Genomic DNA, 24,634 nt, shown 5'->3' with positions numbered 1-24,634 from the left:
CCTGAGTCAGGGACGGGGAGGGACCACGACAGAACGCCCGCCGCACTCCAGGAGTGCGGCGGGCGTTTCGCGGTACGGGGTGCGATTAGTCGGTGCCGGAGTCGAACGCAGCGCCTTCGGACGCGAGGTCCGTCGCGCGCTCGAGGGCGTCGGCCGTCGGGTCGAGGAGTTCGCCGCCGAGGATCTCCTGCGCCTCACCCTGCTCGAGCTTGCCGACGAGCTCCGCCGTCGCGCCACCGACGATGCCGGCGGCCGCATACTGCTCGAGCCGCGAACGCGAGTCGGCGATGTCGAGGTTCCGCATGGTGAGCTGCCCGATGCGGTCGTCAGGACCGAACGCGGCGTCGCCGACGCGCTCCATCGAGAGCTTGTCGGGGTGGTAGCTGAGGCCGGGGCCCGAGGTGTCGAGGATCGTGTAGTCGTCGCCGCGGCGCAGACGGATCGAGACCTCGCCGGAGACGGCGGAACCGACCCAACGCTGGATCGACTCGCGCAGCATGAGCGACTGCGGGTCGAGCCAACGGCCCTCGTACATGAGGCGGCCGAGACGGCGACCCTCGTTGTGGTAGTTCGCGACCGTGTCCTCGTTGTGGATCGCGTTGAGCAGCCGCTCGTACGCGATGTGCAGGAGGGCCATGCCGGGAGCCTCGTAGATGCCGCGGCTCTTCGCCTCGATGATGCGGTTCTCGATCTGGTCGCTCATGCCGAGGCCGTGACGACCACCGATGGCGTTGGCCTCGAGGACGAGCGCGACCGCGTCGTCGTACTCCACGCCGTTGAGCGCGACCGGGCGGCCGGCCTCGAACGTGACGGTGACGACCTCGGAGGCGATCGCGACGTCTTCACGCCAGAACGGCACGCCCATGATCGGCTCGACGAGTTCCATACCGGAGCTGAGCTCCTCGAGACGCTTGGCCTCGTGGGTGGCGCCCCAGATGTTCGCGTCGGTGCTGTACGCCTTCTCGGTGGAGTCGCGGTACGGGAAATCGCGGGCGACGAGCCATTCGCTCATCTCCTTGCGGCCACCGAGCTCATTCACGAAGTCGACGTCGAGCCACGGCTTGTAGATGCGCAGGCGCGGGTTCGCGAGCAGGCCGTAGCGGTAGAACCGCTCGATGTCGTTGCCCTTGTAGGTGGAACCGTCGCCCCAGATGTCGACGCCGTCCTCCTTCATGGCGCGGACGAGCATGGTGCCCGTCACCGCACGGCCGAGCGGCGTGGTGTTGAAGTACGTCTTGCCGGCGTTACGGATGTGGAACGCGCCGCACTGCAGCGCGACGAGCCCCTCTTCCACGAGCGCGGACTTCGCGTCGACGAGTCGGGCGATCTCCGCGCCGTATTCCTTCGCGCGATCGGGGACGGCACCGATGTTCGGTTCATCCGCCTGGCCGATGTCGGCGGTGTAGGTGCACGGGACGGCACCCTTCTCGCGCATCCAGGCGACGGCGACGGAGGTGTCGAGACCTCCGGAGAAGGCGATGCCGACGCGCTCGCCGACGGGGAGGCTGCTCAAGACTTTAGACACGCCTGCGATTCTACGGGTTCGTGGGGTGCGGAGCACGTCACCGCCGGTACCGCCGAACGCCCGCCGGGGGACGGCGGGCGTTCAGGCGGCATCGACGGTGACGCTGCTGTGAACCGGACGGATCGGACCAGGTCCACCCAGGCGCTGTTCGGGTCTCGCGCCGCGGGCTTCACGGGTGCATCGGGATGACGATTCGTCGACTCCAGAGCGATTCTGACAGCGACCGACGCCCCTCCACAGGTCCCAATAGTGGGGGCATCGGGGAGGGGCGACAGGCCGGGAACGGGTGCTACCAGATGGTGACGCGCTCCTCAGGGGCGAGCCAGGCTGCGTCGGACTCCGTCACGCCGAACGTCTCGTAGAAGGCGTCGATGTTGCGGACGATCTGGTTGCAACGGAACTCGTTCGGCGAGTGCGGGTCGATCGACAGGAGGCGGATGACCTCGGCGTCGCGGCCCTTCTGCTGCCAGGCCTGGGCCCAGGAGAGGAAGAACCGCTCCGCACCCGTGAGGCCGTCGACGACCGGCGGCTCCGCGCCCTCGAGCGACAGCAGGTAGGCCTTCCAGGCGATGCCGAGCCCGCCGAGGTCGCCGATGTTCTCACCGATGGTGAGCGCACCGTTGACGTGGTGGTCGGGCACCTGGGCGGGAGCGAGGGCGTTGTACTGCTCGATGAGCGACGCCGTGCGCTCCTCGAAGGCGGCGCGGTCGGCCTCGGTCCACCAGTCGGTGAGTCGGCCGTCGCCGTCGAACTTGGAGCCCTGGTCGTCGAAGCCGTGGCCGATCTCGTGCCCGATGACCGCCCCGATGGCCCCGTAGTTGGCGGCGGCGTCGCGGCCGGCGTCGAAGAACGGGTACTGGAGGATGGCGGCAGGGAAGACGATCTCGTTGAAGCCGGGGTTGTAATAGGCGTTGATCGTCTGCGGCGTCATGAACCACTCGTCGCGGTCGAGCGGCTTGCCGATCTTGCCGAGCTCCCGGTCCATCTCGAAGCGGCTGGCGCGACGGACGTTGCCGAGCAGGTCGTCGGCGTCGAGCTCCAGCGCCGAGTAGTCGCGCCACTTCACGGGGAAGCCGATCTTCGGCGTGAACTTGTCGAGCTTCTCGAGCGCACGGGTGCGGGTCTCGGGACTCATCCACTCGAGGTGCTCGATGCTGTCGCGGTACGCCTCGACGAGGAACCCGACGAGGACGTCCATCTCGTCCTTGGCCGAGGTGCCGAAGTGGCGGTCGACGTAGATGCGTCCGACGGCCTCACCGAGCATGCCCTCGACGAGCGAGACGCCGCGCTTCCAGCGCTCGCGCTGCTGCGGCGTACCCGTGAGCGTCTTGCCGTAGAAGTCGAAGTTGGCCCGGCCGAACTCCTCGGAGAGGTACGGGGCGGCACCGTGGACGACCTTCCAGGCAAGCCAGTCCTTCCACGACTCGAGCTGCTCGCCGACGAGGAGCTCACCGAGCCCCTCGAGGAAGCTCGGCTCGCGGACGACGAGTTCGGCGAACACCTCCTCGGCGGCGCCGATCGCGTCGCGCCAAACGGCGAGGTTCGGGCCGTCGAGGTCGGCACCGGCCGCGAGGGCCGCCGCTTCGTCCCAGCCGTACAGGTTGTAGGTCTTCTCGCTGTCGCGGGTGGCGACGTTGTCCCAGTGCTTGGACGCGATCGCGGTCTCGAGCGCGAAGACGCGGTCGGCGCGCCCTGCGGCATTGTCGAGGCCGGCGAGTTCGAACATCGTCTGGAGGTGGGCGCGGTAGGCGTCACGGATCTCGGCGAAGGTGTCCTCGCGGAAGTAGGACTCGTCGGGGAGGGTGATGCCGCCCTGCTCCGCGAACACGAGGTAGCGCTCGGGGTTGCCCGGGTCGTTGTCGACGAAGAGCTGGAGGAAGCCGCCGACGCCCTCGGCCTCGAACTCGCCCGACAGGCGCAGGAACGCCTCGATGGAGTCGACGGCGGCGACGCGGGCGAGCTGGTCGGCGAGCGGTGCGGCACCGAGCGCGTTGGCGCGGTCGACGTCCATGAAGCTGGCGTACAGGGCGCCGATCTTCACACCCTCCGGGCCGTCGGGGTTCGACTGCGACTCCTCGATGATGGCGCGGACCGCGTTCTCCGCGTCCTCCGCGAGCTGGTGGAACGACCCCCAGCGGGCCTTGTCGTCGGGGATCTCGGTCCGGTCGATCCACTTGCCGTTCACATGCCGGAAGAGGTCGTCCTGCGGCCGGACGGCCGGGTCGAGTTCGGAGCGGTCGATGCCGGAGGCGAGCTGCGCGTCAGTCATGCGGCTCAGCCTAGCGACGGCTCCTGACGACGGGTCGGGTGTTCTCTCAGAGCTGGCAGACGGTCCGGGTCCGGCACCGGTGGAGCGGTGTCGGGCGTGGCTCGACGGGTGAGGGACTACCGTGGACGCACCGGTCGGAAGGAGCGCGCGTGGACTGGTTGTCCGAGTTCCCGCCCGGAGTCCTCCTGCTGGTCGTCTTCCTGGTCGTCGCGGTCGAGAGCCTCGGCGTCCCCCTGCCGGGCGAGACCGTGCTGATCGGCGCGACGCTCCTCGCGGCGTCGAGCGGCCTCAACCCCGTGTTCGTCGCAGCGGCCGCCGCGGGCGGGGCGATCCTCGGAGACTCGATCGGGTACTGGGTCGGCAAGCGCTACGGGCGGCGACTCCTCTCGGTGCTCAACCGTCGGTTCCCGAAGCAGGTGGGGCCGAAACGACTCGGTGCCGCGGTGCACCTCATGCGTCGCTGGGGGCCGTGGGCGGTGTTCGTCGGACGCTTCATCGCCGTCCTCCGTATCTTCTCCGGACCGCTGGCGGGCATGTTCCGGATGACCTACCCGCACTTCCTGCTCGCCAACGCCGCCGGCGGCATCGCCTGGGCATCGCTCGTCGTGACCGTGGTCACGCTGCTCGGGAGTGCCGCGACCGAGTTCCTGCACCGCTTCTCCTGGGCGGCCCTCGCCCTCGCGGGTGCGGCGGCGGTCGTGATCGCCGTCGTCCTCGTCTTCCGCGCGCGTCGGCGCGCCGCCCGACCGGTCGAGGAGCGCACCCCGGTCTCGCTGACCGAGGCGGAACTCGACGAGCTGCTGTCGCCGTCCGGCTCGGCGGCCCTGGCATCAGAGGCGCAGCAGACGACGTCGAGCACCGCTCCCGTCCGGACCGACCTGCGCGCAGCGATCGCTGCGGTCTTCACCCCGCTCCGCTGGGCGCTCAGGACGACGCCGGCGACCACCGCCTTCGTGACCGTCTTCGTCGCGTTGGGGGTCGTCACCGGCGGGCTGTGGGGCCCGATCGACCAGGCCGCCTGGTACCCGTCGTTCGCCTACGGCGTGCCGAGTCTCGAGGCCGGTCGTTGGTGGACGGTGCTCACGGGCATGTTCATCACCGCCGACCCGCTCACCTACCTGATCGCGATCCTCGGCGCCGCGGTGTTCGGCGGATGGGTCGAGGCGCGCTTCGGTACCCTGCGGGCGTCGGCGATCTTCCTGTCCGGGCACCTCGTCGGCATCCTCGGAGCCCTCGGGGCGGCGACCGCGCTCGCGCAGCTCGACTGGCCGTGGGCGCAGTCGCTCGCGACGACCCTCGACGTCGGCCCGAGTTGCGGCATCCTGGCCTGCGTGGCCACCGCCACCGCGTTCATGCGGTCACCGTACCGGCTGCGCTGGCGGCTCCTCCTGCTGTCGTGGGTGTCGATCGCCCTCCTCTACGTCGGGAAGATCGACGACCTCGAGCACTGGATCGCGACGGTCGTGTTCGTCGTCGTCGCCCGACTCCTCATCGGGGAACACCGTTCGACGCCGCGACCGACGATGCGGGACTGGCGGCTCTTTGCGGTCGCCGGGCTGCTCGTCATCGGCGCGGTGCAGCTGCTCGTCACGCTCGTGCCGCTCGACGGGCCGCTCGGCTCGACCACCCTGACGCAGGGCTCCATCCTCGACGTGGGGCTCGACACGGTGGCGATCCTGCTGATCGCGAACTGGCTCCGGCGCGGGCATCGCTGGGCGTGGTGGGCGGCGATGGTCCTGACCGTCGGCAACCTGCTCACGACCCTCGCGCTCGTCGCGTTCACCTGGTTTGCGATGGTGCCACTCGTGGCGTCGACGATCTGGATCTCGGCGAGCGTGCTCTGGGTGGGGCAGGCGGTGGTGCTCGTGCTCTCGCGGCACGCGTTCCGGGTGGCGGCGAACCAGACGAGACGGCGACTGCCCGGCGCGGTCGGGCCGGGAGCGCGGCGGGCGAGGGCACGAGCCGCAGAGCTGCTCGACGAGGACGGCAGCGGACCGCTGTCGGCGTCGGCGCTCCGACCCGAGAACCGGATCTTCGTCACGGCGGACGGCGGCCACGCCGTGGTCTACCAGCAGCACGCGGGTGTCGCGCTGGCCCTCGGTGAACCGATCGGCGCACGCGATGGTGCCTCGGACGCGGTGCTGGCGTTCACGGCGGCGGCCGAGCAGGCGGGGCTGACCCCGGCCGCGTTCGCGGTGCGGGAGCCGGGTGTCGTGCCCGAAGGGTGGCGCGTGTCGCCGCTCGGGCGGGACCTCGTGCTCGAGCTCCCTGCGGCGGAGGCCCGTGACGACGGTGCCGGCGATCCGGCTGACGACCGTCCTGCCATGGAGCCCGAGTGGTCGTCGATCCTGCTGCCGTCGGATGAGCTGCCCTGGGAGCTGCGCAGCCAGATCCGCGCGCTGACCTCGGTGTGGGTCTCCGACCGGCGCGTGCCCGAGCTGGGACTGACCGTGGGCGCGAGTGTCGAGACCGCCCGTGGCGCAGGGCAGGGTCAGGCGGTGGCTCGCACCTCCGTCGTGACCGACGCCCGTGGTGCGGTGCTGGCGGCGGTGTCGTGGCTGCCGATCCCCGGCCCCAGCGGCACCGTCGGTGGCTGGGCCCTCGACACGGTCCTGCGCGCGGTGGCGACCGACGCCGCGGACACCTCGGATGGACCGTCCTCCTCGGACGTCAGCCGCGCCGTCGAGCGGACGCTGACCGACGCCTGCCGTCGGTTCGCCGCTGAGGGGGCGTCGACGGTCTCCTTCGCTGCGTCGGGCCTGGCCCGGGACGGTTCGGAGCCCGACGGTGTCGCCGTGCGCACGGTGGCCGGCATCGCCCACCGCGTCGATCCGCTCCACGGTTTCGCCGAGATCGCCGCCGTCGCCGAACGGATCGGCGCCACGCCCGTCCCGCTGTTCCTCGCCTGCCGTGAGGACGCCGACCAACCGCGGGTCGCCTACGCCGCGGCGGCCGGGTTCCTCACCGGCATCCGCCTCCGCGACCTCCCCGGGCTGAGCGGCTCATTGCTAGTGCGGGAGCAGGATGTCAAGCCAGCTTGATGTCTCCTCCTCAGCACAGACGTCAGTGGCGGACTATGGCTGGAGGCAATGAACGACCGGCCCGACCAATGGACCGGGTTAGCCAGCCTGCAATTCAGTCATAGTGGCTAACGTCTCAGCGGCAATCTCTCGAACCAATCGGGGGGAACCCGGTTCGGACAGCCTCCTCACTTCCGCATGCAAATAGTCCAGCATCCTCGCATCCACACCATCATGTAGAAGTCTTCGGATTGCAGTCAACAGCATCGCGGCTGTACGGATGCCTTCCTCTTCGAATAGCGCGCGGACACGGTCTCGATTCAGCCTGGTCAACCGCGTCTCATGCAAGCTTGTAACAACAAGGCCAGCCCCAGCCTCAGCCCGCACGATGGGATTAGCGTCGTAGGAAAGTTGAAGCAACAACGTATGTCCCCATTCTGCATTCTCGTCTCCAAGCGCGAAGCCGATGGTCTTCGCCGCCTCGACGCGCGCTTCCGAATCCCCCGCCGCTAGTCGCATGACGGCGTCAATCATGGTTTCAGGAGAAAGCTGACCGAGAGCACCTAAAGCGCGTATCGCCTCAGCAAAAACCGGTAGAGGTCGCGCCGCAAACAAGAGGTCCTTCCGTTCCGACCGCAGAAGTGAGTCAGCCGCGTCTCCGATGGCGGTCGCGAACCAGGGCGGCACATCCCCCTTAAAGCGGGCGATTCGATCTAGAGCTGCAGTTTTTAGCGAGGCATCAATGTCGGAGTCAATCAGATGTTCGAGTACCGCTTGCCACACCCCCGAATGTGCAAACCTAATCGCAAAAGCCACCGCAACATTTGTAGTCGAATATCCACCGTAACTGAACGAACCCAACCGCGCCTGGTCTGCCTCCGCGGATACACTGCGCACGACATAGTCAGCAACTTCTATGACCTCCGACTGTAGCATCGCCGGCGGCTTTCCGTTATCAGCGAGGTAGGCCGCACGCGCGAGGGACAACTCTTCGGGAACTCCTCGAGACTGATTGGACAACGCGAGGGTCAATGCGCGCCAGAGTTCGAGGAATTCCTCAGTCTCCGCCGAGTTGGCATCAACCCACTCCTGTAGACTTGTTCGCCCTTCTGCACCAATCACTGACCAATCAACGGCATCGACAACCCGAGCCAAGGTGTCAGAAACCGGCCTGCTGCGCCAAAGACGTCCGCGAAGGTATTGAGACAATTGTCCCACCACAAACCGACTCTCGTCCGTTCCTGAAATCAAGGCAGCGATCGTCTTCCATACACGATCATGAGTCGCCCAGGAAGACCTCATTCCTCGCGCGCGAGTCGTGAGGCCAGCGAAGGATGCGCGAAGCGCTCGTGCGCGATCGGTCGACGACAAGAAGTCCCCTGCAGATTCCAGCACAAGAAGGTCCGACTCAGTAATCCAACCATCTAATTCGACACGCGCAATCACCGCAGCTGCGTCTGTCCGCAGGGCGTTCACCGGCCCCTGATTTCTGACCCACGCGAGAGTGCTCTTCAAGGCACTCTGCGCGTTAGCCTGACGTAGCAAACGAATCGCCTCGCGGGTTCGATGTTCGTTTACGCCTGTGTCGAGCATCAATATCTTACCCAAGCTTTCCCGCGCGGCTAAGGTCAAACCTATTTGGCCAGCCAATTCGCGGAGCTGTAGCGCTTCATATCCAGCCTCTACAGTGCTGCGACGCATGAAATGCCTCGCCCCACTGTTCGACTCGATTTTTTGCTCATACGCGTCCCTCAGGACGGAGGAATCGCGCTCAGCCGAGAGGTTGTTCAATCGCATATCGATCCAGGTTTTCCTGGCGCGCACAACGCGCACCCAGGATTGACCACGAAAACCTTCGAGCATTGACCTAGCTTCCAGCGCGTGCTGCTTCAAGGAGCTCGCGATGTCCGCTTGAACCCTTGGCGCTCCCCACGAGATTCCCTGCGAAACTGGGAAGTCCTCGTACTTTCGATCACTTGTGCGAGGCACCCAGCGAAGGACATCTGCGGCAACCTCAAGCGCCGCTTCACCTCTGCACGAGTCGTAGAGACGAGCGACCCGGTGCTGAAGTAGGGCGGCCACGACCAGACGCAGGCTGGGCTCGCAATCCTCTGGGTCCCTACGATCCGAGAGTTCGCTGACCAGCGCGGCGAGCCGTCGCTCTGCGTCGGAAGACATCTCGAGCTCCGCCGAGCCGACGCTTGCATAGAGCGCCGCAGCGACGCGGGCACCCGCGGGGAGGTCTTGAGAGATCGACAGAGTCCACAAGGTAGCGGTGGCGGATTGCTGAGTGGGCGCGTCCAACGACTGACTCGCCGCGTCCACCAGCTCCACCTCCCAAGTTCTAGCACTCAGCGCGAAGTCGGCACCGTAACGCTCTCGTTCATTGAGAAATCGTCGTTCCGTCACCAGTGCGAGAAGACCGGTGGCAGAAATCGACTTCTGGCTGAAGTTTGGATGGGGCGATACAGTCCATGGCGCCAATACCGAGGCCAGCCAAACTGCTCCTACTGAGTTTTCCATGTTATACGTGTCCTATGCGATAGAGCGGTGCCCGGGCCATAACCGTGTCGTCGTTGACCAAGGCTTCGATCGGGTCATCGGTAGGGGCAAATGAGGCACTATGTTGTACGACCTGCCGGCTTATTATGTCTTGGACATGATTGGCGAATTCTTCGACCGAGTGCGCGCGAAGCGAGGAGCTCTCGAATTGACCAACCTGGTCTATCAACAGCTCACGAACCATCTTGGTTGATACGGCCGGTCGCGATCGGTCACATGCACACAGGATCACACGGCCGATGGTTGCTGACTGCTGAGCAAGCGATGCTTCCAGCCGGCGCTCCTCTGAAATTCGTTCATGGTCGGAGGCCTCGTAAATTGCGAATAGCAGTCCAATGTGGCCTGCCTGATCATCTCCCACACGCACCGGCCGGCCTGCGCGCTGTGCTTCCGCGACGGCCTCGGTGACGGCGTACTCCCATGAGTCGTGCGTCAATGAGATCAATGCCCTTGAGCGCACCAGCAGGGCCGGAGCCGGCTCACTCAAAGGGAACGCCTAGAAAGAGCTCCTGTCGTGGAACGAAGATGATCGCGTCTGAGGACCGGCCGCAGGAAACGGCAGATAGTCGCAGAGCCACAGTCGCAGAATCACTCTCAAGCTGTGAGTTCGGAAGGGTCACCATGAAGGGCTCGGAGTACAACGGACAAACCGCTCTTGCTCCGCTGGAGTCCTTTAGAGTGATTCTCACAGTTTGGTTCTGATCAAAGGTGGCAAGGCCCAGGGCTACGACAAATGCGAGCGCGCCTGCACCAGCGGCGCACGCTGCGATGTCTGTAATTTTCTGAATCCTCACCCGGACGCTCTCTGCGTCCTCGACCTGCGCTCGGTCATCGGCAACTTGTCTAGCGCCCGCGCGTTCAACCCTCCAGAAGAGAAGGATGCGGAGCGCTGTTCTCCGCAAACGTCCTCCAGGGTCCCGACGAACGGCGTATCCGAACGAAGCAGCCAGGAATGCGCTGGTCCCAATGAGAAGAAGTAAGACCGAGAGGGAGCCTACGATCCGTGCGAGCCCAGAGAAGGAAACGGAAGGGGCAAAGATGAGCCCAGCAACTAGCGCTCCAGCGGATGCCGCTACCAATGACGCTGCGGATCGAGCTCTTGTACGGTACCGTTCGTTCGCTTCGATACTTACTTCAAGCGCTCGCTCCTCGTCAGAGGGATCAGATGGCGGGCTCACGTCAAGAGTGTAGCGAGCGATAGGCAACTGGGTCAGGAGACGGCGTCGTTCTAAACGGTGGCCGCGACTAGGCTCGGCGGGTGACCACGGGACAGGACAGGCGACGACTCCGGCCGGTCGATCGCGACATCCTCCGGCTCGCGGTCCCGGCGCTCGGAGCGCTCATGGCGGAGCCGCTGTTCCTCCTCGCCGACTCGGCGATGATCGGCCATCTCGGGGTCGTCCCGCTGGCCGGCCTCGGCGTCGCGAGCGCGGTCCTGCAGACGATCATCGGCCTCATGGTGTTCCTGGCCTACGCGACGACCCCCGCCGTCGCCCGCCGACTCGGCCACGGCGACGAACGCGGCGCGGTCTCGCTCGGCGTCGACGGACTCTGGCTGTCCCTCGGCCTCGGCGTCGTGATCGGTGCGGCCGGCTGGTTCCTCTCCCCCACCCTCGTCGGATTGTTCGGCGCGACCGACGCCGTCGCCCAGCAGGCCGACACCTACCTCGGCATCTCGATGCTCGGCATCCCCGCGATGCTGCTCGTCTTCGGCGCGACCGGTCTGCTGCGTGGCCTCCAGGACACCACCACGCCCCTCGTCGTCGCCGGCGCCGGGTTCGCCGCGAACATCGGCCTCAACTTCCTCTTCATCTACGGTCTCGGCCTCGGGATCGCCGGCTCGGCCCTCGGCACCGTCATCGCCCAGTGGGGCATGGTCGTCGCCTACCTCGTCGTCGTCCTGCGCCACGCGCGACGGACCGGCGCGAGCCTGCGCCCGCATCGCGCCGGGCTCGGTGGGGCGGCCCGCTCCGGTGGCTGGCTGTTCCTCCGCACCGTCAGCCTCCGCGCGGCGATGCTCATCGCCGTGTTCGTCGCGACCGACCTCGGCACCGACGAGCTCGCCGGCTTCCAGCTCGTCATGACCCTCTTCGCCACCCTCGCCTTCGCACTCGACGCCCTCGCGATCGCCGCCCAGGCGCTCGTCGGCAAGGGGCTCGGCGCCGGCGACGTGGGCGGAGTCCGCGCCGTCCTCGTCCGATGCCTGCAGTGGGGCGTCGGGTCGGGGATCGTCCTCGGCCTCGTCGTCGCGCTCGCGAGCCCGGTCATCGGCCTCGTGTTCACGAGCGACCCGAAGCTCGCGGCCCTGATCGTCCCCGCGCTCATCGTGCTCGCCGTCACCACACCACTCGGCGGGATCGTGTTCGTCCTCGACGGCGTCCTCATCGGCGCCGGCGACGCGAAGTACCTCGCGATCACCGGCCTGCTCAACACGGTCGTGTTCCTCCCGTTCGCCCTCGCCGTCCTCGCCTGGGCCCCCGGCGGACCCACCGGGCTCACGTGGCTGGCCCTCGCCTTCTTCGTCGGATACCTCGGCGCCCGAGCGACCACACTCGGACTCCGCGCCCGCACGAGCGGGTGGATGCGCACCGGGATCTGACCGACGATTGGGGAGTCCTCCCCATTGAATCGGCGGCCTCCGTCCACGATCCTGGCCTGTGAGCATCCATCCACGCTCACGATTCCAGGGGGAACCACCATGACCATCGCCACCGCAAGCCACCGTCTCCGCGTCTCGACCGTGACCGCCGTCGCCGTCCTGGGCCTGTTCGGGCTGTCCGCCTGCAGCAGCGGATCGGCGCCGGCCGACTCCGAGCCCACGTCGAGCGCCACCTCGGAGGCGGAGGCCACCGAGGACACCACCGAGGAGGCACCGGCGTCCGGCGCGACCAAGTGCACCGAGGAGCAGGTCAACACGCTCAGCGCGGCCAGCGGTGTCGCGGTCCCGGCCGCAGGCGTCGCCGCCGCGAAGGCCTCGTTCGCGCCCGCCGCCGTCATCGAGGGCCTGACGACCGTGTGCGTGCTGAGCTTCGAGGCCGGTGCCGTGTCCGGCAGCTACGCCGTCCTCTCCGGTGGTGCGGCGAGCCTCACCGCCGCCGCCGCGAACGCCACCAACGCGGGTGGCCAGATCACCGAGGCCGCCGGCACGTTCACCGGATCCCTCGAGGACCTGACGATCGTCGGCGTCCCGTTCACCCAGCTCACCAAGGAGACCGCCGGCTTCGAGAACGTCGAGGACCTCGTGGTCGTCGCCTCGACGGCGGCGCTCGGCTAGCACCGGGTCCCGCACCAGATCGTCCCACCCGCGCCCATCCGCCCCGCACCGGGCGGGTGGGCGCTCGTGCGCCGCCGGCATCACCATGGCCGGCAGCAGCATCGCCGGCATCAACCGATCGGTGGATGCCAGGATCAACCGCTCCACCGCTACCGGCCGTCGACGACCCGGACGAGCATGGACACCATGAGCACACGACCGATCATCGAGGTCCGCGAACTGCGCAAGCAGTACGGCGACTTCACCGCCGTCGACGGCATCAGCTTCGACATCCACGAGGGCGAGACGTTCGCGCTCCTCGGCCCGAACGGCGCCGGGAAGAGCACCACCATCGAGATCCTCGAGGGCTACCGGCACCGCACGGGCGGCTCGGCGAGCGTCCTCGGCGTCGACCCCGCACACGGCGGCCTGGACTGGAAGGCCCGCCTCGGGATCGTCCTGCAGTCGAGCGCAGAAGCCTCCAACGTCACCGTCCGGGAACAGCTCACCCAGTTCTCCCGGTACTACCCCGAGCCACGGGACGTCGACGAGGTCATCGACGCCGTCGGCCTCACCGCGGCGGCCGGCACGCGCATCGGCAAGCTCTCGGGCGGTCAACGCCGGCGGGTCGATGTGGCGCTCGGCGTGATCGGCCGCCCCGCGCTCCTCTTCCTGGACGAGCCGACCACGGGCTTCGACCCCGAGGCGCGCCGGCAGTTCTGGGACCTCATCCGCTCCCTCAAGCGGGACGGCACCACCGTCCTCCTCACGACGCACTACCTCGACGAGGCCGCGCAGCTCGCCGACCGGGTCGCCGTCATCGCCGGCGGACGACTCGTCGAGATCGGCGCGGTCGACGAGATCGGCGGTGCGGCGGCACGGATCCCGGTGGTCCGATGGCGGGACGGCGACGGGCTCCACGAGGAGCGCACCCAGACGCCGGCAGCACGGGTCGCCGACCTCACCGCCTCGACCGGTGGGGAACCACGCGACCTCGAGGTCATCCGCCCGAGCCTCGAGGACATCTACCTCGGCCTCGTCCACGCGGCGAGCGCCGGTCATCCCACGGCGACCGCCGATGTCGCCGGTCCGCGCGTCACCCTTCAGACGGGAGCAGGAGCATGAGCCTGACAACGAAGTCGAACACGAACACGACCACGAAGCCCTTCGACCGAGCCGCCTCCCCGTTCGTCCCGCCGCTGCCCCGTGGCCGGACGCTCCGCCTGGGACTGAGCCGGATCGGGTACGAGACGCGCATCTACTTCCGTTCTGGTGACCAGGTGTTCTTCACCTTCCTCTTCCCCGTCGTGATGCTGGCGATCTTCTCCGCGGCGTTCAGCGCGATGGGGAACGTCGGTGAGGCGCCCGACGGGACGGGCGGGGTCACCCAGGCCGCGTACACGCTCCCCGGCATGATCGCCGCCGGCATCCTCCTCTCCGGTGTCCAGAACCTGGCCACGGACATCGCGACGGAGAAGAGCGACGGCACGCTGAAGCGTCTCGGGGGCAGCCCGCTTCCCGTGGTCAGCTACTTCCTCGGGAAAATGGGGCAGGTCCTCGTGACCTCGATGCTCCAGCTCGCCCTGCTCCTGCTCGTGGCGCATCTCGTCTTCGGCGTCGCCCTGCCGACGGAACCCGAGCGGTGGGTCACCTTCGCCTGGATCTACCTCCTCGGGATCGCGACGTCGGCCGTCCTCGGGATCGCGCTGTCTGCGGTGCCGCGGAGCGGGAAGAGCGCGACGGCCGTCATCATCCCCATCGTGCTCGTGCTGCAGTTCATCTCCGGCGTGTACCTGTCGTTCGCGATGCTCCCGGACTGGCTGCAGAACGTCGCGAGCGTGTTCCCGGTGAAGTGGATCGCACAGGGCATGCGGTCCGTGTTCCTCCCGGACTCCTTCGCTGCGCAGGAGCAGTCGGGCGGCTGGGACCTGTCGACGGTCGCGCTCGTCCTCGTCGTCTGGGCGGTCGTCGGACTCGTCCTGACGCGCTTCTCCTTCCGCTGGGTCCGTCGCTCCTGACGACGGTTCGCGGGCGGAAGTGGGAGGGTAAGGACATGGACGGACGACGGTGGTGGGATGTCGCGTTCGGCGCGGGATGCGTGATCGTGGGGGCGCTCGTGAGCGTCAGCGCGGCCGGGGCGCCGGAGCGGGTGATCGGTGTCTGGGTGGTGCTGGCGGCGCTCTGCCTCGTCTACTACACGGCCGGGCGACGGACCCTCGAGCGTCCACAGGGCGGGCTCTGGTTCGCGATCACCCTCATCGCGCTCACCGCCGTCGGCACGGCGTTGTCGCCGAACGTCCTGACCCTGCAGTGCCTCGTGTTCCCGCTGCTGTGGGTGCTGACCCCGGAGACGCGGAACGCGATCGTCCTCAACGTCGCGAGCGCCGCGACGCTCGCCATCGGCTTCATCGTCGGTCGGGGCGCCACACCGGACGCGATCGTGCAGGGACTCGCGATCCAGAGCGTCTCGCTCGTCTTCGCCCTGTCGCTCGGCCTGTGGATCACCCGGATCGCCGAACTCGGCGATGAGAAGGCACGACTCCTCGTGAGTCTGCAGACGGCTCAGGCCGAGTCGGAACGCGCGAGCCGGGAGGCCGGCGCGGCTGCCGAACGCGAACGTCTGGCACGCGACATCCACGACACGATCGCCCAGAGTCTCACGAGCGTGGTGCTGCTCGCGCAACGAGCCCGATCCGAGGTCGGCATGACCGTCGCGGACACCCCGGACGCCGCCCCGCTGGACGGTCGCCCGATCGCCGCCCTCGAGAGCATCGACCTCATCGAGTCCACCGCGCGCGACGCGCTCGGCGAGGCGCGGGCGCTCGTGGCGACGATGGCGGCCATGCCGACGGCGGACACCACCCTCGGCGACAGTCTCCGTCGCCTCGGCACCCGCTTCGAACGGGAGACAGGCGTCCAGGTGCGCGTGGTCACGGCGGCGGAGCACCTGCCCCGGGTGGCGGAAGTGGTGCTGCTGCGGTGCGCGCAGGAGGGGTTGGCGAACATCCGGAAGCACGCTGGCGCGTCGCATGCGACCATCGAGCTGTCGGTCGCGGACGGCTCGGCGCTGCTGCGACTCTCGGACGACGGTGTCGGGATCCCCGACGCCGCCGGCGCCCTCCTCGGCACGGCACCCGGCGCGGGCTTCGGCCTCCACGGCCTGCACGACCGCGTCGCCCTGCTGGGCGGTACGGTCGAGATCGTGAGCGGACACGGGGCTGGGACGATGCTGGTGGTGCGGGTGCCGGTGGCCGTGGCCGAACCGGTCGGTGTCGGGCCGTCCGCCGGCGTCGGGGACGAGGTCGGCGGATGACGCGGATCAGGATCGTCGTCGCCGACGACCACCCCATCGTCCGATCGGGGATCGTCGCGTTGCTCGGGCGGGCGGAGGACCTCGAGGTCGTGGCCGAGGTCGCCGACGGTGCCGCCGCGGTCGAAGCGGCCGAAGCGCACCACCCCGACCTCGTCCTCATGGACCTCCGCATGCCGGTCCTCGGCGGCGTGGAGGCGACCGCCCGCATCGTGCAGCGCCTGCCCGGGGTGCGGGTACTCGTGCTGACCACCTACGAGACCGACGACGACATCCTCGGCGCCATCGAGGCCGGTGCCAGCGGGTACCTGTTGAAGGCGGCTCCCGAGCAGGAGATCCTCGCCGGCATCCGCTCGGTCGTGTCCGGCCAGACCGTCCTCGCGCCCACCATCGCGGCGACCCTCGTCGGCCGCGTCCAGGGCGGTTCGTCACCGCGCCCGCAGCTGAGCGCCCGCGAGCTGGAGGTCCTCGCGCTCGTCGCCGCCGGCAACAGCAACCGGGCGATCGCGGCCGGACTCTTCATCTCGGAGTCGACGGTGAAGACCCATCTGCTCCACGTGTTCGAGAAGCTCGAGGTCGCCGACCGCACCCGCGCCGTCACCCGGGCGCAGGAGCTCCGGCTGCTCTGAGCGCTGAGCGCTGAGCGCCGAGTCCGGAGCACTGAGATCGGTGCGCGGGTCTCGGTGGCCGGCTCAGGCTCCGCGCGGGACGGGACGCCTGATGTGGGTGCGCAGACCCACGACATCGAGGACGAACTCGCAGAACATCGCGTTGGCCCAGGAGAACCACGGGCGGGTGAAGGTCGCCGGGTCGTCCTTGTGGAACGACTCGTGCATGACCCCGGTGCCGGCGTCGGTGCGCAGGAGGGTGTCGAGGAGCCGGGCGCGCTCCGCGTCGTCCGTCGAGGTGAGCCCCTCCATGGCGAGGGCGATCGGCCAGATGTGGTCGGGTGGGGTGTGCGGACTCCCGATCCCGCGGGCGGCGGATCCGACGAAGAAACTCGGGTCGTCCTCGCTCAGGAGGAACCGCCGGGTGGCGAGGTACCGGGCGTCGTCCGGTGCGCACCAGCCGAGGAACGGCAGCGAGAGGAGGCTCGGCACGTTCGCGTCGTCCATGAGCAGGGCGTTGCCGAACCCGTCGACCTCGTAGGCGTAGACGTCGCCGTACCGGTCGGTCGACACGACTCCGTGGGCGTCGATCGCCGCCTCGAGCTCGCGTCGGAGCGAGCGGGCGTCCGCGGCGAGCGGCTCGTCGTCGAGCACGTCCACCGCGATCGCCTCGACGCCGGCGAGCGTCACCGCGGCGAAGAGGTTGCCCGGCACGTTGTAGCCGTACCGCGCCGCGTCGTCACTCGGCCGGAACCCCGACCACGAGAGGCCCGTGAACGTGGTCTCCGGGCCGAGTCCGTCGCGGACGAGGGTGTCTGAGAGCGGCGCGTCGAACCGTTGGAACCGGTACGGCGAGCGCGCCTCATGGTGCTGCTCGGTGCGCCAGACACTCATCGCGGCGGTGACGGCGCCGCGAAACCGCTCGTCGAGGTGGTCGGAACGGCCCGTCGCCCGCCAGAGGTCGTGTGCGAGCTGGAGCGGGTAGCAGAGCGAGTCGATCTCGTACTTGCGTTCCCACACCCAGGGCGAGGCGTCCGTGCGGTCGTCGTGGTGGCCGTGACCGTTCGGTTCGGCGTTGAAGGCGTTGGCGTAGGGATCGAGGGCGATCGCGTCGAGCTGGCGACGGTTGACGGCGACGAGGAGGTCGGCCAGCTCGGGCCGATCGGCCGCGAAGTGGAGGTACGGCGCGAGCTGCGCGCTCGAGTCTCGCAACCACATCGCGGGGATGTCGCCGGTGAGCATGAACACGGTGCCGTCCGGCATGGGCGTCATCGTGCTGTGCAGGGTGTCGGCGAAGCAGCGTTCGAACCGCTCCGCCACCCGCTGGTCGCTGCGCTCGCGGACGGCCGCGGTCGCCTCGGCGATCAGCTCGTCGATCCACGCGGTCATGGTGATCCCTCCTCGGTGACGGCCGGCCGGCCGGCGATCAGACGCCGCCGCGGGGCTTGGGCGCGTCGGGCTGGGCCGCCGCGTAGGCCGACTGCCCCGTCGCGCCGGGCTCACCCTCGGGGATCGGGACGAGGTACGCGGCGGTGCCGTAGGCGGTCAGCTGCGTCCAGGCACCACCGATGTCGGTCGTCTCGAGGCGCATGGCCAACACCGCGTTGGCACCGCGCTGCTCTGCGTCCGCGACGAGGCGGCGCATGACCTCCTGGCGGGACTCGAACAGCAGCTGCGTCATGCCGGGGACCTCGCCGCCGCCGAGTGCCGAGAACCCGATGGACATCGAGGAGCCCCAGTCGCGGGCCCGCACCGTGAGGCCGACGACCTCACCGAGGACGGCGTCGATGCGGTGGCCGGCCACCGTGTCGGTCGTGACGACGATCATGCGCCGGCCTCCGTTCCGCTCAGGCGGGACAGCGCGGCGAGCGAGAGCGCCGCGATGCCGGTGTCGAGGGTCGGGTGGATGAGCGGCGCGAACTTCGCCGAGTGGTTACCGGGGAGGTCCTGCTCCATGCGCCCGGACGCGTAGGCCGCGGCGAAGGCCTGTGGGTCGGCACCGCCGAGGATCCAGTAGACGATCGGTGCGTCGGCGGCCGTCGCCAGCATCCCGACGTCTTCGCTGCCCGTGACGAGCCCCGGATCGACGACGCGGTTGGCACCGAACGCCTCACCGAAGACCGCCGTCACCTCCGCGGTGGCGGCCGGGTCGTTCACGAGCACCGGGAACGCCTCCGTGTGCTCGATCACCGGTTCGCGTTCGGCGCCGGACGCCGCCGCTTCGGCGCGGATGATGCGCTCCATGGACCCGACGACGCGGTTGCGCACGTGTGGTTCGTAGCTGCGGATGTTGACCCCGATCTGCGCCGTATCGGGGATGATGTTGTTCTTCGTCCCGGCGTGCATGGTGCCGACCGTGAGCACCGCGGTGTCGGTGCCGGCGACCTCACGCGACACGATCGACTGGAGCCGGACGACCGCCGACGCCGCCATCACGATCGGGTCGATGGTGGACTGCGGGCGGGAGCCGTGCCCGCCTCGGCCGTGGAAGGTGACGCGGTAGGCGTCCGTCGCGGCGAACGACGGGCCGGCATGCGTGCCGACCACACCGGCGGGCAGCGGGCCGACGTGCTGACCGAACACGACGTCGGGCTTCGGCACCCGGGTGTACAGCTCGTCGTCGATCATCGCCTGCGCGCCTCCCCCGGCCTCCTCGGCCGGCTGGAAGAGCACCACGAGCGTGCCCGACCAGGTTGCCCGCCGGGCGGCGAGCAGTTCGGCGGCGCCCAGCAGGCAGGTGACGTGGACGTCGTGGCCGCAGGCGTGCATGACGGGGACGTCGTTGCCCTCCGGGTCGACCCCGCGCACGACGCTCGCGTAGTCGAGGCCTGTCTCCTCCAGCACGGGCAGACCGTCCATGTCGGCACGGAGGAGCACCGTCGGCCCAGCACCGTTCTCCAGGACGCCGACGACGCCCGTGCCGCCGATCCCCGTCGCGACGGCGTACCCGAGGCCCGTGATGCGATCGGCCACGAGGGCAGCGGTGCGATGCTCCGCGAAGGAGAGCTCCGGGTGGGCGTGGAGGTCTTGATACACGGGGGCGAGGGCGACGGCCAGCGATGCCGCCTCCTGCTGGACGAGTGCTGCGGTGGCGATGGGCTGGTCGGTCATGGGTCTCCTTCGAGCGTCGCCTTCAACCCTACGGGCCTGGTCCGTCGCGCGGCAGGGGCCCGGGAAACCTCGGGTCGGCCTCAGCCCTGTGGAGCGGGGACCGACGCCGTCGTCGCGCCACGGTGGAAGCGCACCGCGAACTGCTCGGAGTCCGGTTCACGGCCGTCCAGCATCGCGACGATCGCCCGGCCGGCCGCCGAGCCCTTCTCCCGGGAGGGCTGCCAGACCGTCGTGAGGTCGTAGTCGAGTCCCTCGACCCGGATCCCGTCGAAGCCGACGACACTGAGCTCGCGGGGAACCTCGATGCCGAGCTCCTCAGCCGCACGGATCACCCCGGCAGCGAGGAGGTCGCTCTGCGCGGCGACGGCCGTCGGGCGCTCACCCACCGGGACGTCGAGGATGGCGTGGCCGGCGATGCGCCCCTCCTCCAGCGAGGACCCGGTGGAGACGAAGCCGCTGGCGCCGGGGAAGACGTCGCGGAGGCCCTGCAGGCGCTCGATCGCGGGGACGGTCGTCGCGCCGCCCTCCCACTCGGGCGTCAGCGGACCGCGGCGTTCCGTCGGATCCAGGTTGAGGGTGACGACGGCGACCCGCTCGTGCCCGAGGTCGGCGAGGTGCTGCGCCTCCTGGCGAACGCCGCCGCGGTTGTCGACCGCGATGTCCGGGACCCCGAGTGCCGCGAGTCCCTCGATCGAGACGATGGGCATCCCCCGGCGACTGAGCACCGCGACCGAACTGTCGAGGTTCGGGCTGCAGCCGATGAGCACGACCCCGTCCATCGGTGCGTTGCTCAGCTGGAGGGTGCCCTCCTGGGCGTCGTTCAGGAGGAGGAGACCCGCGCCGACCGCGCCGAGCTCGTCGGCGAGCCCGTCGAGCGTCTGCACCATGACCGGGTCGCGGAAGGAGTGCCCGATCCGACCGGCGACGACCGCTCCGACGATGCCGCTCCTGCCCTGACGGAGGGAGCGGGCACGGGGGTCCGGACCGCCGTAGTCGAGGTCGGCCGCGGCCTGCAGCACGCGCCGCTTCGTCGCCTCGGAGACCGGCCCGGCCCCGCTGAACGCGAGGGAGGCGGTCGACGGCGACACCCCGGCGCGCTCGGCGACATCGGCGAGCGTCGGTCGTGAGGGGCGTGATTCCTGGTCCACGATCTGCTAGCTTAGTCGACGGAATCGAATCGATTCGACTCTGCACGGATCCACGCCGATCCGCCGACGTTCCACCCGTTCCACGCAGCGCTCCGGCGCCCGAAGCACCGATCCTGAGGACCCCGTGTCAGAGCCGACCACCCCGCAGACCGCCCCCGTCGCCGTGCGTCCCCGCCGCGAACTCCTCGCCTGGCGCAACGCGATCTTCGTGATCTTCGCCCTCAGCGGGCTCAGCATCGCCACCTGGGTCGCACGGTTGCCGGCGATCCGCGACAACCTCGACCTCACCACCGGGACGGTCGGCCTCCTCATCCTCGGCATGTCGATCGGGTCGATCCTCGGCCTCGTCGCCTCGCAGCACCTGCTCGCCCGGCTCGGCCCGCGGAACGGGATGCGATTAACGCTCGGCCTCGTCGCCGCCGGCCTGCTGCTCATCGGCGTCGGTGCGAGCCTCGTGCCGCTCGAAGGGATCGTCCTCGTCGGGCTCATCATCTTCGGCTTCGGCAACGGCGCCCTGGACGTCATGATGAACGTCGAGGGAGCCGCGGCGGAGCAGGAACTCGGCAAGACGGTCATGCCGCTCATGCACGCGTGCTTCAGCTTCGGGACCGTCGCGGGTGCCGGGCTCGGCGCCCTCGCGTCGGCCGCCGGTGTCGAGGTCTTCTGGCACGCACTGATCCTGGCGATCGTCATCGCCGTCGCCGCCGTCATCGCCGTCCGCTTCGTGCCGGCCGAGCAGGCGGTCGTCGACCTCGACGACGCCCCGAAGTCGCCCTGGCGCGAACGACTGCGCGAGAGCCTGTCCGTCTGGGCGGACGGTCGACTCATCCTCATCGGCGTCATCATGCTCGGCATGGCGTTCGCCGAGGGCAGCGCCAACGACTGGCTCGCCCTCGCCGTGGTCGACGGCCACGAGCAGAGCAACACGACGGGCGCGCTCGTCTACGGCGTGTTCGTCACCGCGATGACCGTCGGTCGGATCGTCGGCGGGCCGCTCATCGACCGCTTCGGCCGTGTGCCCGTGCTGCAGGTGTCGGCGGGAGCCGCGATCGCCGGGCTCGTGCTGTTCATCCTGACGCCGGTGACGGGCCTCATGGTCCTCGGCACCGTGCTGTGGGGGCTCGGCGCCTCGCTCGGCTTCCCGGTCGGGATGTCCGCAGCGGCCGACGACTCCAAGCGGGCCGCGGCACGGGTGAGCGCCGTCGCGATGATCGGTTACTGCGCGTTCCTCGTCGGGCCGCCGCTCATCGGCATCCTCGGCGACAGCATCGGACTCCTCAACGCCCTGTTCGTCGTCCTCGTCCTCATCGTGCTCGCCGGCCTGGCATCACCTGCGGCTCGCGAGAGCAGCCGCCGGAAGCGCTGACACCCGCCGGAACGACGTTCCCCACCCTCGACGCACCCGCTTCCGCGGCTCGCCTCCTAGACTCGTCTGGTGCGTCTCGTCATAGCCCGCTGTTCCGTCGATTACGCCGGACGCCTCAGTGCCCATCTGCCCCTCGCCACCCGACTCCTCATGGTGAAGAACGACGGCAGCCTCCTCGTCCACTCCGACGGCGGTTCGTACAAGCCGCTCAACTGGATGAGCCCGCCCTGCACCCTCACCACCGTCGAACCCGACGAGACGCAGGCGGCCGCCGGCATCACCGAACTGTGGAAGGTCACCCACAAGAAGACGGGTGACGCGCTCATCGTCTCGATCCACGAGGTCCAGCACGACAGCGCTCACGAGCTGGGCGTCGACCCCGGCCTCCAGAAGGACGGCGTCGAGGCGCACCTGCAGAAGCTCCTCGCCGAACAGATCGAGCTCCTCGGCGACGGCTACCGGCTCATCCGTCGCGAGTACATGACGGCCATCGGCCCGGTCGACATCCTCGCCACCGACGCGAGTGGCGCCTCGGTCGCGGTCGAGCTGAAGCGCCGCGGCGACATCGACGGCGTCGAGCAGCTCACGCGCTACCTCGAACTCATGAACCGCGACCCGCTCCTCGCCCCCGTGCAGGGCGTGTTCGCTGCACAGGAGATCAAGCCGCAGGCACGCACCCTCGCGCAGGACCGCGGGATCCGCTGCGTCGTCCTCGACTACGACGCGATGCGCGGCCTCGACGACAGCGAGTCCCGCCTCTTCTGATCGTCCGCAATTCAGGACGGCCTCGGCGCGTCGGACACGACACACCGAGGCCGCTCGCGGACACGCCGCACCCGTCCTGAATTGCGAACGGCACCATCTCGCGTCGGCTCCGTCCCTAACTCAGGACGGGCCCGGCGCGTCGGACGCGACACGCCGAGACCCCACCCGGACACACCGGGGCCGTCCTGAGTAAGGGACGGTCAGACGAAGAGCCAGATCAGGGCGACCATCCCGAAGCCGACGACCGACAGGATCGTCTCGAGGACGGTCCAGGTCGCGAGCGTCTGCTTGACCGACATGTTGAAGTACTTCGCGATGATCCAGAAGCCGCCGTCGTTGACGTGCGAGAGCGTGATCGATCCGGCCGCGATCGCGATACCGATGAGCGCCAACTGCGGCTGCGAGTAGTCACCCGCGAGGACGACCGGCTGCAGGATGCCCGCGGTGATGACGATCGCCGCCGTCGCCGATCCCTGCGCGATGCGGAGTCCGGAGCTGATGAGGTACGCCGACACGATGATCGGCAGGCCGAGCGAACCGAGCACCTCGGCCAGAGCCGCCCCGACGCCGGTCGCCGAGATGACGGCACCGAAGAACGCACCGGCTCCGACCACGAGCAGGATCATGCCGATGGGACGCAACGACTGCCCGGAGAGCTCACCCAGCTCGGCGAGCGTCATGCCGCGCCGCACCCCCAGCACGTAGTAGGCGAGGCAGACGGCGATCGTCAGCGCGACCGCGGGGTTCCCGATGAGCGTCAGCGCCTCGAGCAGCGGGCCGCTCGGCAGGGCGAGGGCGCCGAATGTCGCGGCGAGGATGAGCAGGATCGGCGTGATGATGATGAGCCCGACGGCCCACAGCGAGACGTCCTTGCGCTCCGGGGCGTCGTCCTCGGGCTCGAGCACGTACTCCTCGGGCACGGACACCATGACGCGCTTGCCGATCCACAGCGGCCAGGCGATACCGGACGCGATGAACGCGGGGATACCGCAGAGGAAGCCCATGAGGATGAGCCAGCCGAGCCCGACCTCGAAGGTGCCGGCGAGCGCCGTCGGTCCCGGGTGCGGGGGCAGGAACGCGTGCGTCATCGAGAGGCCGGCGAGCATCGGGAGCGCGTAGAGCACGAGCGACTTCCCGCCGCGGCGTGCGGTGATGTAGACGAGGGGCGCGAGGACGAAGATGCCGACGTCGAAGAACACGGGGATGCCGAAGATGAGCCCGGTGAGCCCCATCGCGACCGGCGCGCCTCGTTCACCGAAGCGGCCGAGGAGCTTGCGGATGAGGACGTCGGCGCCGCCCGAGCGTTCCAGGATCGCGCCGAGCACGGTGCCGAGGCCGATGATGATGGTGATGTGCCCAAGGATGCCGCCGAAGCCGGTCTCGAGGAGTGACGCACCGGGTTTGATCTGCTCGTCGTCGAACGGGTCCGGTACGGCGACGCCGACGATCTTGTAGATGCTCGTGCCCGTCGCCAGCGCCAGGCCGATGCCCACGATGAACAGCGAGATGAAGGGCTCGAGCTTCACCCGGATGATGAGGAACAGCAGCACCGCGATGGCGACGGCACACAGGATGAGCAGGCCGGGGGTGGTCTGCTGCAACCAGCCGATGGGGTCGCTCGGGGCAGGTGCGGCGGCTGCGACGCGGCTCGCGAGGGCGTGGATGGGCATGGGAGGACCTTCTGTGTCGGCGAGGAG

17 protein-coding genes are annotated in these 24,634 nt (G+C 69.0%); 9 read left to right on the top strand and 8 right to left on the bottom strand.

Features of this window, described 5'->3' with window-relative positions:
• Positions 1–85 precede the first annotated feature (85 nt).
• Together argG and QRN26_RS04150 are read right to left on the bottom strand one after the other, a co-directional pair.
• Positions 86–1,525 (bottom strand): argininosuccinate synthase, encoded by a 1,440-nt coding sequence (argG, locus tag QRN26_RS04155; RefSeq protein ID WP_056009903.1) that lies wholly within the window; start codon positions 1,523–1,525, stop codon positions 86–88.
• Between the two features lie 289 nt (positions 1,526–1,814).
• A complete protein-coding gene (locus tag QRN26_RS04150) occupies positions 1,815–3,794 on the bottom strand; it encodes a M13 family metallopeptidase (RefSeq protein WP_285035381.1) in 1,980 nt (659 codons plus the stop codon).
• Between the two features lie 149 nt (positions 3,795–3,943).
• Here QRN26_RS04150 and QRN26_RS04145 point away from each other — a divergent pair, with 149 nt between their 5' ends.
• The gene (locus QRN26_RS04145; RefSeq protein WP_285035379.1) at positions 3,944–6,835 is read left to right on the top strand and encodes a VTT domain-containing protein; all 2,892 of its coding nucleotides are present in this window, start codon (positions 3,944–3,946) and stop codon (positions 6,833–6,835) included.
• A gap of 78 nt (positions 6,836–6,913) precedes the next feature.
• On the opposite strand, the gene QRN26_RS04140 is transcribed toward QRN26_RS04145, so the two are convergent.
• A complete protein-coding gene (locus tag QRN26_RS04140) occupies positions 6,914–9,337 on the bottom strand; it encodes a hypothetical protein (protein WP_285035376.1) in 2,424 nt (807 codons plus the stop codon).
• Positions 9,338–10,634: 1,297 nt separating this feature from the next.
• Between QRN26_RS04140 and QRN26_RS04135 the strand changes: the two genes are divergently transcribed.
• The 6 genes from QRN26_RS04135 (at position 10,635) to QRN26_RS04110 (ending at position 16,568) form a co-directional block, all read left to right on the top strand.
• Positions 10,635–11,975, top strand: a complete 1,341-nt coding sequence (locus QRN26_RS04135) for an MATE family efflux transporter (protein ID WP_285035374.1) — start codon at positions 10,635–10,637, stop codon at positions 11,973–11,975.
• Between the two features lie 99 nt (positions 11,976–12,074).
• Positions 12,075–12,650 carry a hypothetical protein gene (locus QRN26_RS04130; protein ID WP_285035371.1) on the top strand — a complete coding sequence of 192 codons (576 nt, stop codon included), beginning with the start codon at positions 12,075–12,077 and terminating at the stop codon, positions 12,648–12,650.
• Positions 12,651–12,836: 186 nt separating this feature from the next.
• Entirely contained in the window at positions 12,837–13,754 is a 918-nt protein-coding gene (locus QRN26_RS04125) for an ABC transporter ATP-binding protein (protein WP_285035369.1), read from the top strand.
• Entirely contained in the window at positions 13,751–14,647 is an 897-nt protein-coding gene (locus QRN26_RS04120) for an ABC transporter permease (protein WP_285035368.1), read from the top strand. The genes QRN26_RS04125 and QRN26_RS04120 overlap by 4 nt, the downstream gene beginning before the upstream one ends.
• Positions 14,648–14,682: 35 nt before the next feature.
• Positions 14,683–15,942 (top strand): sensor histidine kinase, encoded by a 1,260-nt coding sequence (locus QRN26_RS04115; protein WP_285035367.1) that lies wholly within the window; start codon positions 14,683–14,685, stop codon positions 15,940–15,942.
• The gene (locus tag QRN26_RS04110) at positions 15,939–16,568 is read left to right on the top strand and encodes a response regulator (RefSeq protein WP_056009915.1); all 630 of its coding nucleotides are present in this window, start codon (positions 15,939–15,941) and stop codon (positions 16,566–16,568) included. The genes QRN26_RS04115 and QRN26_RS04110 overlap by 4 nt, the downstream gene beginning before the upstream one ends.
• Before the next feature lie 63 nt (positions 16,569–16,631).
• On the opposite strand, the gene QRN26_RS04105 is transcribed toward QRN26_RS04110, so the two are convergent.
• The 4 genes from QRN26_RS04105 to QRN26_RS04090 form a co-directional block, all read right to left on the bottom strand.
• The gene (locus tag QRN26_RS04105; RefSeq protein WP_056780204.1) at positions 16,632–17,936 is read right to left on the bottom strand and encodes a glycoside hydrolase family 125 protein; all 1,305 of its coding nucleotides are present in this window, start codon (positions 17,934–17,936) and stop codon (positions 16,632–16,634) included.
• 37 nt (positions 17,937–17,973) lie between these two features.
• The gene (locus tag QRN26_RS04100) at positions 17,974–18,375 is read right to left on the bottom strand and encodes a YbjQ family protein (protein ID WP_056009919.1); all 402 of its coding nucleotides are present in this window, start codon (positions 18,373–18,375) and stop codon (positions 17,974–17,976) included.
• A complete protein-coding gene (locus tag QRN26_RS04095) occupies positions 18,372–19,658 on the bottom strand; it encodes an amidohydrolase (protein ID WP_082455989.1) in 1,287 nt (428 codons plus the stop codon). The genes QRN26_RS04100 and QRN26_RS04095 overlap by 4 nt, the downstream gene beginning before the upstream one ends.
• Before the next feature lie 80 nt (positions 19,659–19,738).
• Positions 19,739–20,806, bottom strand: coding sequence for a LacI family DNA-binding transcriptional regulator (locus QRN26_RS04090; RefSeq protein WP_285035364.1), 1,068 nt, complete (start codon positions 20,804–20,806; stop codon positions 19,739–19,741).
• A gap of 124 nt (positions 20,807–20,930) precedes the next feature.
• On the opposite strand from QRN26_RS04090, the gene QRN26_RS04085 reads away from it, so the two are divergent.
• Complete coding sequence (locus QRN26_RS04085) at positions 20,931–22,172, top strand: MFS transporter (protein WP_285035362.1); 1,242 nt, start codon at positions 20,931–20,933, stop codon at positions 22,170–22,172.
• 69 nt (positions 22,173–22,241) lie between these two features.
• Positions 22,242–22,937, top strand: coding sequence for an endonuclease NucS (gene nucS, locus QRN26_RS04080; RefSeq protein ID WP_285035360.1), 696 nt, complete (start codon positions 22,242–22,244; stop codon positions 22,935–22,937).
• A 200-nt stretch (positions 22,938–23,137) separates the two neighbouring features.
• On the opposite strand, the gene QRN26_RS04075 is transcribed toward nucS, so the two are convergent.
• On the bottom strand, positions 23,138–24,607 hold the full coding sequence (locus QRN26_RS04075) for a GntP family permease (RefSeq protein ID WP_285035358.1): 1,470 nt from the start codon (positions 24,605–24,607) through the stop codon (positions 23,138–23,140).
• Between the last annotated feature and the right edge of the window lie 27 nt (positions 24,608–24,634).

It is taken from the genome of Plantibacter sp. ME-Dv--P-095 (assembly GCF_030209365.1).
GTDB lineage: Bacteria > Actinomycetota > Actinomycetes > Actinomycetales > Microbacteriaceae > Plantibacter.
Note: the sequence above shows the minus strand (reverse complement) of the source record. Positions and strands in the feature narration are given on the sequence as shown.

Bases quoted from the DNA above. Each gene is read 5' to 3' on its own strand.
- QRN26_RS04120 (WP_285035368.1), top strand. From the start codon at position 13,751: ATGAGCCTGACAACGAAGTCGAACACGAACACGACCACGAAGCCCTTC.
- QRN26_RS04140 (WP_285035376.1), bottom strand. From the start codon at position 9,337: ATGGAAAACTCAGTAGGAGCAGTTTGGCTGGCCTCGGTATTGGCGCCA.
- QRN26_RS04110 (WP_056009915.1), top strand. From the start codon at position 15,939: ATGACGCGGATCAGGATCGTCGTCGCCGACGACCACCCCATCGTCCGA.
- QRN26_RS04100 (WP_056009919.1), bottom strand. From the start codon at position 18,375: ATGATCGTCGTCACGACCGACACGGTGGCCGGCCACCGCATCGACGCC.
- QRN26_RS04105 (WP_056780204.1), bottom strand. From the start codon at position 17,936: ATGACCGCGTGGATCGACGAGCTGATCGCCGAGGCGACCGCGGCCGTC.
- QRN26_RS04130 (WP_285035371.1), top strand. From the start codon at position 12,075: ATGACCATCGCCACCGCAAGCCACCGTCTCCGCGTCTCGACCGTGACC.
- QRN26_RS04125 (WP_285035369.1), top strand. From the start codon at position 12,837: ATGAGCACACGACCGATCATCGAGGTCCGCGAACTGCGCAAGCAGTAC.
- QRN26_RS04075 (WP_285035358.1), bottom strand. From the start codon at position 24,607: ATGCCCATCCACGCCCTCGCGAGCCGCGTCGCAGCCGCCGCACCTGCC.
- QRN26_RS04095 (WP_082455989.1), bottom strand. From the start codon at position 19,658: ATGACCGACCAGCCCATCGCCACCGCAGCACTCGTCCAGCAGGAGGCG.
- QRN26_RS04150 (WP_285035381.1), bottom strand. From the start codon at position 3,794: ATGACTGACGCGCAGCTCGCCTCCGGCATCGACCGCTCCGAACTCGAC.
- QRN26_RS04115 (WP_285035367.1), top strand. From the start codon at position 14,683: ATGGACGGACGACGGTGGTGGGATGTCGCGTTCGGCGCGGGATGCGTG.